Source organism: Neorhodopirellula pilleata, from assembly GCF_007859915.1.
Lineage (GTDB): Bacteria > Planctomycetota > Planctomycetia > Pirellulales > Pirellulaceae > Rhodopirellula > Rhodopirellula pilleata.
This window is the reverse complement of record NZ_SJPM01000020.1, coordinates 1-12,404: the sequence shown is the minus strand read 5'-3', so window position 1 is coordinate 12,404 and position 12,404 is coordinate 1. Positions and strand designations below refer to the sequence as shown.

The window sequence follows — 12,404 nt, the reverse complement described above, 5'->3', positions numbered from 1 at the left end:
GGTCCCTAGGTTCGCGAGAACCAAAACCGGACTAATTCCGCCACGCGGTCAGCTTCGATCTCATCCCCGATCATCAACTCATCGGCCAAGGCTGCGATCGCGGGCCAAAGTGGCGGATTCGCGATCGCGATTCTCAACCTCGCAATCGCTTGACGCAGAATCCGTCCCTGCTTTTCCGGATCCGGATTCAGCACCGCAGCGCACCGTTGAGCCTGCCGCCAATCCATCGCCCATGCGGCCGCGATTTCCGATGCTGCGGGGTCCCTCTCATCGAAATCCTCGTCTCGGTAATTCATTTCGGCGATCGGCCCGGCGAGGATCGTCAATAGCTCTCGCTGTTGTTGCCAAGCCTGATCCGGATCGACGCGTCCCCAATTGACCATGCAATCGCCGAACCGTCGGGGTAGCCCATCGTCGCCATCATCAAATTGGCTCGCCTGGGACAGCGAAACCGAATCGATCCGAGCCCCCAGCGCACACCCCACGATCGCGTGCCCGGCCTCATGGTAGGCCGTGATCGTTTCCTCTTCGTCCCATTCCCATTCCCATTCCATTCGATGCACTTGCCTTGTTCGTTATCGTACGAGTCTTCAGTGCGGTGATTGTCACTGAGCCCTGGCATGATATCGTGAAGGAGGCTGGGTGGAGGAGGCTCTGCGACGAACACCCGGCAGGATGGCTGTTGGCGATTGGCTAACACTCGATCCGCCGGGTCTCCGCCGAAGCGGCTGTGACCCGGCCTACTGATCGCAGCCGAACGCCCTCGCCCATCGCAAACTCCGATAACGATTTAATGAATTCACCGCCAACGACCAACGACTTGCCTGCTGACTCCTTGGCGAATGAGGGCGAATTGGCTTGGCAGACCGAAGGATTGCGTTTCAATGCTTTCGGTCGCGCACTCCGGCGTCGCTTCGGCGGACGGGTGCAGCGGGTCAGCATCGACGCCGGGTTCACGTGCCCCAATGTCGACGGAGCGGTGACCCAAGGCGGTTGCAATTTCTGCGACAATCGGTCGTTCAGCCCCTCGCGGAGGGTGCGGCTCAAACGGGTCAGTGAACAGTTGATCGCAGGCATCCAAACGGTGACGAAACGCTACGATCGCGTGGACGGGTTTATTGCTTATTTCCAACCCGCGACAAATACTTACGCGCCCGTTGAACAACTCGACGAGATTTTTCGCTTGGCCTTGAACGCCGATCCCCGTGTCGTCGGGCTTGCGATCGGTACCCGTCCCGACTGCGTCCCTGAAAGTGTTTTGTCTTTGCTGGAAGACTTGGCACGTCACTACGTCGTTTCGCTTGAGTATGGAATGCAATCTGTTCATGATGACTCATTGCAATGGATGAATCGGGCACACACTCACGCCGACATGATCAACGCCATCGATCGATCGCGCGGCCGCGGATTCGAATGCACCGCGCATGTCATCTTGGGCGTCCCCGGCGAGACACATGAGATGATGATGCAGACGGCCGAAGAAATCGGTGTGCTCGGGTTCGACGCGATCAAACTGCACAATCTGTATAGTGTCAAAGGCACACCTCTGGGCGACGAAGTACTCGCCGGAAAAATCAAGATGATGGATCGCGACGAATACATTTGCACCGTGGTCGATTTCCTCGAACGAATTCCACCAGCGACCGTCGTCGAACGAGTCAGCGGCGAGGCACCACCGCAGTACTTAATCGAGCCGAAATGGTGTTTAGAAAAATCCGCGATCCGAAATGAAATTGGTGCCGAATTTCGCCGGCGGGGGACGCGCCAGGGTGATCGGTTCATCCCACCCGCACTCGCTCCGGAAGACCGCGAGGTCCCTCCCGATTTGACGCCGCAGACCATTCGTGACCAAATCGAATCGCGTGGACGTTTGCCCGTCCTCAAAATGCAACCTCCTGAATCGACCCCTGACTCGACCATGACTAGCGACGGAGATGCCGGTGGACTTCACAGCGATTGATTTTGAAACCGCGACGCGCGCGAGTGACAGCGCGTGTCAGCTCGCCGCCGTCCGCGTTCGAGGCGGCAAGATCGTTGATTCGGCGTCTTGGTTGATCCGACCACGGCCGTTCTACTTCAGCCCTCAAAATATCCAAATCCACGGAATCACTCCTGCGAAGGTACGCGGGGAAAAGGAGTTCGGGGAACTGTGGCCGACGATTCGACAAACTTTCGGCGACGATTGCTTGATCGCACACAATGCGAGCTTCGACCTGTCCGTCTTGATCGCCTGTTTGACGACGCACGATCACCCCATTCCTGAAATGCAATACAGCTGCACAAGGGCGATAGCCAAGCGAGCATGGCCGCATCTGCCGCGATTCGGTTTGAAGCCTTTGTCGGATTGGTTGGGCGTTCGTTTTCAACACCACGACGCGCTCGAAGATTCGATCGCATGTGCCAAGATCGCGATCGCCGCCGCCGAAGAAGCCAACGCCGAGTCGCTCGAAGACCTCGAAAAACATCTGAAACTTTCCCGCGGCACGGCGGGACCGTGGGGCAAGAATGGGCCGAAGTTTGTCCGTTCCGGCCGGGCGAGTTCGTCGGCAACGAGCCGTTTACCAAAACCTGCGCCCGAGCCGATCGTCGACGCGATGATGACCCGCGAAGGCACCGATTTGCAACGACTCTTGATCCGGGCCGAGTTCGTTCGTCCGCTTACCGGAAAACGGGTCGTCTTCACCGGCACCCTGACGCGCTTGCAGCGAGAGGAAGCCGAACAGTTGGTCGCCTGTTGCGGCGGGCAATGCCAATCGACCGTGAGCCGACAAACAAGCCTATTGGTCGTCGGTCGCACCGACGCGAGAACTCTCGACGCCGGTCGCCGGATCAGTACGAAGGAAGAAAAGGCAAGGCAATTGATCGCCGCTGGGGCACCGGTCGAAATCGTTAGTGAAGACGATTGGCTTGCGTCGATCGCATCACTCTAGCAGGCTTTTGATTTAGTCGTTTTAGTCGTTGCACTCGTTCCTAGGCCCCCGCCTCCCGATCCCCAAGTTCCGTACCGACTGAACGAGAAACGAACCTTGAATCGTAACGAAACGGCCTATGATGCCTTGCCTTATCCCGATTTCATCCATGCAAAGACGAACCCGAATAACCTGGCCGCGCTGGCGGTGGTGATGGGAATGTCACCGCGTGACCCACACGCATGTCGCGTCCTGGAAATCGCTTGCGGAACCGGTGCGAATCTGATTTCGTTAGCGACGATTTATCCCGATTCACAATTCGTCGGTTTTGATTTGTCCGCCAAGCAGATCGAACAGGGCTCGCGGTGGATCGACGAATTGAAGCTTTCTAATATCGAATTGCATTGCGATGCGATCGAGTCGTATTCGCCCCCTGCGGAAGGATTCGACTACGTGATCGCCCAAGGCATTTACAGTTGGGTGCCCGAGGACGTCGCTGATGACTTATTGAAACTTTGCGGTCGTGCCTTGTCCGATCATGGACTCGCCTTCGTCAGCTACAACACGTATCCCGGTTGGCATGCGAAGCAAATGGTTCGTGAGCTATTGCACCAACCCACCGATGAGGGCGTTCCGCGTTTGCAACGGTTCGAACGGGGCATGCAGTTCTTGCGAGAAGTCGTCCAAGCTGTTCCCGAGGAAACCGCCTACGGCATTACGCTCCGCGAAGAACTCGCCGCACTCCAGCGATCCGATCCTCGATACGTCGCCCACGAACAGTTCGAAGAGATCAATCGACCGAGCTATTTCAAGACATTCGCAGCCGCCGCGAAAGCACACGGCTTGGCTTACTTATGTGAAGCCAACTTCAACAACCTTCATCGGGCCAATTTTACCGCGTCGCAGATTCTGGAACTACAGGATTTACCATTGATTGAGCGTGAGCAGCGGATCGACTACTTCCGCAGGCGCACATTTCGTCATTCGGTATTGACGCGAGTCGGCACGATCGACACCTCGACATTGTCTTGGGGCGTCCCGAAAGCCTCCCAGATGAATCGTTTATCGATGACTTCCAGCGTCGTCAGCGAACGGCACCCGGCCGAATGGGATGAATTGCTTCGATGGGTGCAAACTCACGATGCGGTGCGGTTTGGGACCACCGATGGGATCGTGGCGACGGTTCAATCGCTGCCGACAAAACTCGCATTGCTGCTACTTCATCGAACGTGTCCGTGTTCGATGACGCTGACCGAGTTGGTCGCCGCGATTCGGCTGATCACGCCCGCCGCCTTGGACGCGGGGAGTCCCCCCGACCTCGCTAACGAATTGATGGAACTGGCGGTTGCGGGAATGATTGAAATTCACATGGCCCCGGTCCAAATTTCGACGGAGGTATCTTCAATGCCTACCGCAGCTCCGCTCTCGCGGCGGTACGCCTTGACGAGCGACCAAGTTCCTAATCGATTCCATCAATCGATTCGCCTCGATGAACCGACGCGATTGATCATTCAGCACGCCGACGGTGATCATGGTCACGCCGATCTCGAAAAATTGCTCGTTGATTTCTTCAGCAGCGGCCCAGCGACGCTGCAACTAGACGGAGCCGATGTGATCGATCCGGAGAAAATCGCGCGGTATGTGTCCGAGAAACTGCCCGGCATTTTGCGAACGCTCGCCGAAAAAGGATTTTTCATCGCGTAAATCCGGCTGAAAATCCGACCGAATGTGATCAAAGCGTTGATTTTTGTTGACGCAGACGCCGTAGTCGGTGAATAATGGACATTCTCGTGTTGTCGGTCTTACCGCACCCGATCTCCTCTCTTTTCCGTAGGTGCCCTGTTGCGTTCGCACATTCACCCCCCGCGCCCGTCCGTTTCCTCCGCTCCGGCCGCATCCTTGGCTTTCTCTGCGGACACCTGCACCGAACAAGCTCGTTGGAAGCAGCGTTTCGCCATTTGGGCGTTGATGGGAATGTTCGCGACTGCTTGGTGGATACTCGGCGGCATCGCTTCGGGGCAGCGTTTTGAAACGATCGAGTTGCCCAAGGGATTCGAAGCGTTCAAAGATCCCAAGAAAGCGGCTGAACTCCAGCGAGCGGCTGGACAGTTGGTGACGGCTAAGGACCTATCCAAACTGGATGCGAAAGTCCCAGGAATGGCAAAGTTTTATCTGGAGACTTACATCCCCTGGAAGATGACCCAGCGGGAGTCTTTACCAGAACTAACCGACACGATCGAAAACCTCTTAAAGGACCTCGAACGGGCCCAACGCAGCGATTCGGGTGGCTTGCGAACACTCCTAGGCGGGACCTTCATGGGGCTAAAGAAGGTCGCCGAAGGCAACTATCTCCCGGCCGCCCGCATCAACGCGATCAACGGTTTATCGCGGATCAATGCGAGTCCGCTGGATATCACCAATGGTAGGCCACCCGTGCCGCTGAGTTACAGCTTCCCGGTCTTGATGAAACTCTACACCGATGAAGCGCAAGTCGACGGCATTCGCGCCGCCGCACTTCACGGGCTGCACTACTACGCGAGCCTCGCGTTTCCATACATGAAGCCAGAAGAAAAGAAGCAGCTTGCCGATGAGATGAAAAAACTGCTCGATTCAAAGTCCCCGACCTCGCGGGATCCGGCTGCTCATGCTTACCTCCAACGATTCGCCGTTGATGTCTTGGACCTGTTCCGCAATCCCAACGACGGAGCCTTGGGGACTCAATTGATCAGTATCAGTACAACCGAAGAATCACCTGACGTGATCGCGTTGTATTCCGCGTCAAAACTGGGAGCGTTCAAAAAGGAGCTGCAAGGGCCAGCCAAAGACCCTGCGCCGATCGTCAAGAAATGGTCGCTCCGAGCATTCCAAAACGTTGAGTCCGAAATCGCCCGACTCGCCGCCTTGAAACGCCCGTCTCCCGCCCTGCAACAGCCGCCCAATCCCAAAGACTTTCTTCAAAGGTCCGCCGATATAAAGAAAAAAGTTGCCGCCACACCGCGAGGCGGAATGGGAATGGATTCGGGAATGGGAATGGACTCCGGGATGGGAATGGAGAGCGGAATGGACATGGGAATGGAATACGGGATGGACATGGGAATGAACATGGGCATGGGAATGATGGGAATGGGACGCATGGTACCCGTCGCCAAACCACAACCGCCCGAAGTCGATATCTCGCGTCGTCACCTCACCCACGTTTTGCAGCAATTGCTACGAGGTGCGACCGGCTCACGCAGCGGCCAGTCCGAAACCCCAAGCGGGCTACTAGCCGCAGCCGAACAGCCCAACCAAGCGGCGCTGAAGACTTGGGTGGAGACGATCTCGGGAGTCCTGGCCGCGCTCAACGATGATTTGCTCGACACTCAGGAAAAATGGGTCGAAACCCTTCAAAAACAACGATTGGTTTTAGGGAACTTGGCCGGCCTGGAAGTCGAAATGCCCGAACAAGAGGAAGCGGACGTCAACCGCCCAGGACTTCCCGGATTTGCCCCACTCCCCGGCTTCGGAGCCCCACAGCCGGCGCCTGCCGCCGACGCGAAACCCGAAAACGTCCCCGCAGGACTGCCCGGTTTGCCGGGCCTTCCTGAGAACTAGTGGTTTACCCGGTGCTTGTGAACCGATGCTGCTAACGGCCTGTTGATTTAGTGAGCCGACGGCGCCGGCGGGCTGTTGGTCCAATCGTAACCCGAAGCGTGAGCGAGGGATTCGACCCCGTTCATTCTTTTTTGAGTATCCCTCGCTCACGAACGCGTTGATTTAGTTCGCATCGTAACCCGAAGCGTGAGCGAGGGATACATACAGAGGATTTAATGGCGCTCAATCCCTCGCTGACGCTTCGGGTTACGATCAAGACTAAATCAACACGCCGTTACGCTTCGGGTTGCGATGCGAACTAAATCAACACGCCGCTAGTGCCGTCGGCTCACTCGATCAACGGTCTGGTTCGCGGCGAAGTTTGATCGCCTTAAGAAGAATGCAAACCGCATTCGGTCTTTTGAAATCCGCTCCATCGTCCAGACCGTTCGTCTTCGCCAGGCAAGACCGATCGGGTGCATGGTTGGCATCCGATACTCGGGTAGCCTTGGTCATGCAGTGGATTGTATGGGATCTTCTCTTTCATGATTAACGACCACACGTCGTTCTTGGTCCAGTTCGCCAAAGGACTGATTTTGACGAGTTGAAACTTTTTGTCCCAACCGACGATCGGCGCGCGGGCCCGGTCTTCGCTTTGATCCCTTCGGATCGCACTGGCCCAAGCGTGCCAACCTCGAGCGGCTTGATGCAGTACCCGAAGTTTGCGTTCGAAGCAGCACCGGTTCGGATCGGTCAAATACACCGGCCCATGATTGGCGGCCTCAAACTCTTCCACGGTTTGCTCGGGATATTTGTACTCGACCGTGATGCCGTACCGCTCCAGAACGGTCTCGCGTAGTTGCAACGTTTCCTGGAACTGGTATCCGGTTTCCAAGTTGAACACGGGCGTTTCGGGCGCGATCTCGGCCAACATGTGGATAATCGTCATGCCTTCGGGGCCGAACGCGGTCGCCATGGTGAATTTTGGTGCGAACCGGTCGACCGCCCACTTCAGGATCGCCTGCGGAGTCTCGTTTTCCAACGCATCGCTTTCGCGTTGTAATTCCGCCAGAAACTCGGGTGTGGGTTCCAACGGCGGCTCCGCGACTCTAGCCCCGCCCATTTCGGGGATCGCGTTGGCCGCCGACTTGGCCGCCTCGGTTTCTTGAGCCCGCTTGGCCGCTTCGGCCGCAGCCGCCGATTCCTCCACGGTCAGGATTTTCAGTGTCGGATTCGGACGTGCCGATCGACTCTCCGGATCCGAAGAGGCCGGTTTCCCGTTATCCGAAGAGAATGAGGCGGCGGTCACGAGAATCCAGTCTCAGGGAAAACGAGAAATTTAAGGGGTAAAATGATGACAAAACGTGGGAGCCCACCCAGCAAGCGGGCTATTGATTTAGTTTGCATCGTAACCCGAAGCGTGACTTTTGAAGTTGCGTTTTTGCTTGTGGCATTGGTTTATCGTAACCCGACGCGTAAGCGAGGGATGAGTCAACATCAATTATCCCTCGCTTACGCAGCGGGTTACGATTAAATCAACAGCCCGAAAGCGACCAGGCTTCAAAACACGTATCGGAATCAGATGCTCACTACCGTGACATTACGATACAAACCTGACCTGATTGGTCAAGTATCTCCATCGACCGAGAACAGCAATTCGCTTGAGTGGTTTCGTCGGCACGCCCGTTTTTGGGGTTGAAAGTTCGACTTTTGGCCACCATCGGCTACGATTAGATGACTAGCCAGCCTTTTCGACCAGCGGGACTTTTGGATGTCAATGACTTCTCCACTGCCAATGACTTTGATCGGTAGGCTTGTAACCACGTTCGGGTCGGTCATTTTTGCGATGATCGGGGTGACGTTGATTTTTGACGCCTCGAGTCGTCCGGTTCAAGCGGGCAAGGTGGAACTGAGCGGCGGAGGCCAGTTGACCGGTGCGGTGCGTCGGGTCGAAAACCCCGACGGTTCGACAGCCCATGTGGTTGTTCGCATTGATCCGGAAATGTCCGTCGCAGTGCCAGGAGTCCATACGCGGCGAGCAGTCGGGGATGAGGACTTACGAGAATATCGCGATCGAGCTGCGGCGGCCCAGCAAAACGCCGATGCGCAGTTCGAATTGGCGAGATGGTGCAAGTCCCAGACGCTGTTGCATCAATATCGATTCCATCTAGTGCGCACGATCGATATCGATCCGGATCACCAATTGGCCCGGGCTGCGTTAGGTTTCGTTCGGGACGGAAATGGCTGGGTCAGCTACGAACTACTCCGCCGTTCCCAAGGACTCGTCCAAGATAACAAAAGTCGATGGGTACTGCCCGAAGTGCTTGCCGAGCGAGAGCAAAGCGACTCGTTCGACGAAGCGTCGAAATTGTGGATACGAGATTTTCGACGGTTGCATACCCGCGCCGCTCGGGGCGACGCCGAAGCGATCGCGGAGATCCAAGCCATCGATGATCCGATCGCGACGGCCGCCATCGCGGGGGAGTTCGCACGATCACGTTCATCTCGCAGCGATCTTCGCAACTTGCGGCTGATCTACGTTCGCTTGCTCGGAAAGATGAGAAACGGGATTGCGGTGAAAGCCCTCGTGGAAGCTGGCGTGCTCGAGACCGACGCGTTGATCCGCGAAGAAGCTTTGCGTTTACTGACGCAGTATGGCGCGTCATCAGCGGTTGCGAGTTACTTGCCGCTGTTGCAATCCAACTCCGCCAAACAAGTCAAGGTGGCGGCGCGGGCGTTGGCCTTTTTTCCTGATCCGGAACTCGCGTTCGAATACATCCCGGCACTCGTGACCGAAGAAAAGACTCGCACGCCCGTCGGAAGCGCCGGGACCAATGCCGCGTTCGGCAACAACGGAGTCGCCGGATTGTCTTCGGGGAGCCAGATCGTCGAACGCACGCAGGCGATTCGCATTCCGGAAGTGCTCGATCTGATTAAACAAATCGCCCCCGGCGAAGACTACGGCTATGACGAAAAAGCCTGGAAGAAGTACTTCGCAGATCTGCGAAACCCACCCCGCCGCGACCTCCGCCGCGACCTTTAATCGGGATGATTCACATCTCAGCGCACGATGGCTTGATCTAATCGTGCGTGAACGCAAACAGGGGGGCGTCGAAATCGGCGATTCAATCCGGTAGGCTTTCGTGTCTATCCAATGCAATCGTCGCGAGAACGTTCATGGCCCTGATCCGTCCTTTTCAAAATTCAGACCTGCCGGGCGTCTTTGAAGTCTGGATGCGACATTGGCACGCGGCCAAGCATCACCCTCCGGTTAGTGTTTCGATTCTGGAACGCGCGATCATGTCGCGACAGTTTTTTGATCCCCAAACCCTGATCGTGGGCTTAGCCGACGGGCAAGTAATTGCTTGGGCTCATTGGTTCGCCGATCCAAAAACTTCCCCTGATGCTTCGGGTACGCAAACGCACGAGGCTCTTGACGAAGGCGTTCGCGGGGCCACGATTGCGGCTTTCTGTTTGGCCGACGAACCGGGGCTCGCGATTTGCGATCAACTGTTGTCGGAAGTTGAAGTCGGTCTTCGCCAACGTGGTATCCACCAGGTGCGCGTCGGTACGGTTCGCGATGAACGCAATGGTTACGCCGGCTTGGCTCCGATCGGACATGGGATCGGAATTCCGGTTGCCGACGCCCGTACCAACTCCATGTTGTCGCGGCACGGTTATCACGTCGACCGCAATTTCGATCGGATGGTCGTCCATACTTCGACGTATCGACCACCGGTCAACCGTTCGTTTCTGCAATTCCGTCGCAGCACCCGATTGGATCATCTTCCGGTGCTGCCCAGCGGTGAACGCACCAGCGCCGCGATGAGTCATTTCGATATCGAACGTCATATCCTGATCGACCACCGTCAACAAGAACCGCTCGCCGTTTGTGGTTTGTGGATGGGCGATCCGGAGGTTCAGGTGATGGAAAGCTCGCGAGCGATCTTGTCGCTGCGACTGCTCGCAGCCACGGACTTTCACGGCAATCCGATTCACGTTGATGCCGCAGTCGTTCGTTCGAAGGAGCTTTCCGAAGAACAGCAATTCTTGATCACATCCATGGTCCAATCCTTATCGAACCGACAAATTTTCACGGTCGAAACGTCCGTCGATCGCAGTGATACCACTTTGATCGAACAACTCAAACAGTTGAAATTCGAATGTGTCGAACAGGGACGCCAGTGGTTGAAGGTATTGTCATGAATCGCAGAATGGGTGTCGTCGGTTGCCTCGCGTGGTTGATCGTTGCGGGACAAATGATGGCGGACGAAGTCTCCCGTAACGGTTCGGGTTCGGATGTCTCTGTTCCTCCGCGAACCAACATCATCTACATCAATGCCGACGATCTTGGCGTCATGGATGTGGGGTTCCAAAGCGATCGGTACCATACACCGAATCTCGATCAGCTTCGCGCCGACGGAATGCTGTTTACCAATGCCTATGCCCCGGCCGCGAATTGTGCACCCAGCCGGGCATGTGTATTCAGTGGCCAGTACGGCCCTCGGCATGGTGTCTATACCGTCGATAGTTCCGCACGGGGCAAGTCCAAACATCGACGTTTAGTCCCGATCAAGAACACGAAGTTTTTGCCATCGGATCAACTGACAATCGCGGAAGTCTTCCAAGATGCGGGCTACCGGACGATCCATTTGGGTAAGTGGCACGTCGGCAGCGACCCGACGACCGAGGGATTCGACATCAATATTGGTGGCGACGGCGGAGGCAGCCCGAGCGGTGGCGGTTATTTCTCGCCGTATTCGGGCGGTCCGATGAAACGGTTCAGTGATCAATACCCACCTGGAACTCATCGTGTTGATATCTTTGCCGATCAAGCTGTCAAGTTCCTGAATGAATCACGCAACGAGCCGTTCTTCATGCATTTGGCGTTCTACTCGGTTCACACGCGAATCGAACCGGTGCCGGAATTCGTGGAACGCTACAAAGGCAAGAACGTCGACGCCGCGTATGCCTCCATGGTCGAAAAAATGGACCAGGGCATTGGAAAGATTCTTGATGAACTCGATAAGCTCGGCTTGGCCGAACGCACATTTGTCTTGTTCACCTCCGACAACGGGGGCGTTCGCGCGATCTCCGACCAAGCCCCATTTCGCTCCGGCAAAGGCAGCTACTTCGAGGGCGGCATCCGGGAACCTTTGGTGGCACGCTGGTCCGGTCAAATCGCTGCGGGAAGCACATCCGATGTTTCCGTGATCGGACTCGATTTCTTCCCAACGTTTTTGGAGGTTGCCGGGATTCCAGCGCCCTCGAGCAAAGTGCTTGATGGCGTCAGCCTCGTGCCGCTCTTGAAACAAACGGGAACGATCCCCGATCGAACTTTGTTTTGGCACTTTCCGATCTATTTGCAGGCTTATTCTGGAGCAGGCGACGATTCACACGACCCGAGATTCCGAACCCGCCCCGGATCGGCGTTGCGAAGCGGACGCTGGAAGTTGCACGAGTATTTCGAGGACGGTCGCCTTGAACTGTATGACCTTCAAACTGATATCGGCGAACGCCATGATTTGTCGGCGTCGATGCCCGAGCGAACCGAACAGTTGCATTCACGTTTGAAACAATGGCGAGAATCCGTCGACGCTCCCGTCCCCGCACAACCGAACCCGGATTACGCGGAAACTACCTCCGCTCCGTGAGTGTCGATTAATGCCGATCGGTAAAGGAGTGATCTCGTTCACACGCTGCCGGGTCTTCGCTATCGCTTCGACCCAGCCTACATCAGTTATCGCCGCATTCGGCGTTTTTTTGCGGTAATTGATCCAAGCCCGACGCGCGAGTTTTGAAGACTGCCATATGGTTTTCAAGTGGGAAGGCAATTTTGTTACGGGTACATATTTTCACCGGTCTGCTCGGAAGCAGTTTTCGATTCGCAATCATCGGAACTGACGCTGGATTGAAAAATCG

11 protein-coding genes are annotated in these 12,404 nt (G+C 56.3%); 8 read left to right on the top strand and 3 right to left on the bottom strand.

What is annotated here, in order from left to right:
- Nucleotides 1–5: 5 nt before the first annotated feature.
- Nucleotides 6–554 carry a cell division protein FtsH gene (locus Pla100_RS27030; RefSeq protein WP_146582008.1) on the bottom strand — a complete coding sequence of 183 codons (549 nt, stop codon included), beginning with the start codon at nt 552–554 and terminating at the stop codon, nt 6–8.
- A gap of 14 nt (nt 555–568) precedes the next feature.
- On the opposite strand from Pla100_RS27030, the gene Pla100_RS32525 reads away from it, so the two are divergent.
- The 5 genes from Pla100_RS32525 to Pla100_RS27010 all read left to right on the top strand — a co-directional run bounded on the left by Pla100_RS32525 (nt 569) and on the right by Pla100_RS27010 (nt 6,503).
- Nucleotides 569–697 carry a hypothetical protein gene (locus Pla100_RS32525; RefSeq protein WP_390620667.1) on the top strand — a complete coding sequence of 43 codons (129 nt, stop codon included), beginning with the start codon at nt 569–571 and terminating at the stop codon, nt 695–697.
- A 96-nt stretch (nt 698–793) separates the two neighbouring features.
- The gene (locus Pla100_RS27025) at nt 794–1,960 is read left to right on the top strand and encodes a TIGR01212 family radical SAM protein (protein WP_146581942.1); all 1,167 of its coding nucleotides are present in this window, start codon (nt 794–796) and stop codon (nt 1,958–1,960) included.
- Nucleotides 1,941–2,930, top strand: coding sequence for an exonuclease domain-containing protein (locus Pla100_RS27020; RefSeq protein WP_146581940.1), 990 nt, complete (start codon nt 1,941–1,943; stop codon nt 2,928–2,930). The genes Pla100_RS27025 and Pla100_RS27020 overlap by 20 nt, the downstream gene beginning before the upstream one ends.
- A gap of 96 nt (nt 2,931–3,026) precedes the next feature.
- Nucleotides 3,027–4,613, top strand: coding sequence for a methyltransferase regulatory domain-containing protein (locus tag Pla100_RS27015; RefSeq protein WP_146581938.1), 1,587 nt, complete (start codon nt 3,027–3,029; stop codon nt 4,611–4,613).
- A gap of 195 nt (nt 4,614–4,808) precedes the next feature.
- Nucleotides 4,809–6,503: a hypothetical protein gene (locus tag Pla100_RS27010; protein ID WP_146581936.1), complete on the top strand. Its 1,695-nt coding sequence runs from the start codon at nt 4,809–4,811 to the stop codon at nt 6,501–6,503.
- Between the two features lie 370 nt (nt 6,504–6,873).
- Here Pla100_RS27010 and Pla100_RS27005 read toward each other — a convergent pair whose 3' ends face one another.
- On the bottom strand, nt 6,874–7,791 hold the full coding sequence (locus Pla100_RS27005; RefSeq protein WP_197168270.1) for a phosphoadenylyl-sulfate reductase: 918 nt from the start codon (nt 7,789–7,791) through the stop codon (nt 6,874–6,876).
- Nucleotides 7,792–8,259: 468 nt separating this feature from the next.
- On the opposite strand from Pla100_RS27005, the gene Pla100_RS27000 reads away from it, so the two are divergent.
- The 3 genes from Pla100_RS27000 to Pla100_RS26990 all read left to right on the top strand — a co-directional run bounded on the left by Pla100_RS27000 (nt 8,260) and on the right by Pla100_RS26990 (nt 12,136).
- Nucleotides 8,260–9,525 (top strand): HEAT repeat domain-containing protein, encoded by a 1,266-nt coding sequence (locus Pla100_RS27000; RefSeq protein WP_231603685.1) that lies wholly within the window; start codon nt 8,260–8,262, stop codon nt 9,523–9,525.
- 134 nt (nt 9,526–9,659) lie between these two features.
- Nucleotides 9,660–10,688 (top strand): GNAT family N-acetyltransferase, encoded by a 1,029-nt coding sequence (locus tag Pla100_RS26995; protein ID WP_146581934.1) that lies wholly within the window; start codon nt 9,660–9,662, stop codon nt 10,686–10,688.
- A complete protein-coding gene (locus tag Pla100_RS26990) occupies nt 10,685–12,136 on the top strand; it encodes a sulfatase (protein ID WP_231603684.1) in 1,452 nt (483 codons plus the stop codon). The genes Pla100_RS26995 and Pla100_RS26990 overlap by 4 nt, the downstream gene beginning before the upstream one ends.
- An 82-nt stretch (nt 12,137–12,218) precedes the next feature.
- Here the strand turns inward: Pla100_RS26990 and Pla100_RS31975 are convergent.
- On the bottom strand, nt 12,219–12,404 hold a 186-nt coding region (locus tag Pla100_RS31975), incomplete at its 5' end, for a hypothetical protein (protein ID WP_231603683.1).

Bases quoted from the DNA above. Each gene is read 5' to 3' on its own strand.
- Pla100_RS26995 (WP_146581934.1), top strand. From the start codon at position 9,660: ATGGCCCTGATCCGTCCTTTTCAAAATTCAGACCTGCCGGGCGTCTTT.
- Pla100_RS27000 (WP_231603685.1), top strand. From the start codon at position 8,260: ATGACTTCTCCACTGCCAATGACTTTGATCGGTAGGCTTGTAACCACG.
- Pla100_RS26990 (WP_231603684.1), top strand. From the start codon at position 10,685: ATGAATCGCAGAATGGGTGTCGTCGGTTGCCTCGCGTGGTTGATCGTT.
- Pla100_RS27025 (WP_146581942.1), top strand. From the start codon at position 794: ATGAATTCACCGCCAACGACCAACGACTTGCCTGCTGACTCCTTGGCG.
- Pla100_RS27030 (WP_146582008.1), bottom strand. From the start codon at position 554: ATGGAATGGGAATGGGAATGGGACGAAGAGGAAACGATCACGGCCTAC.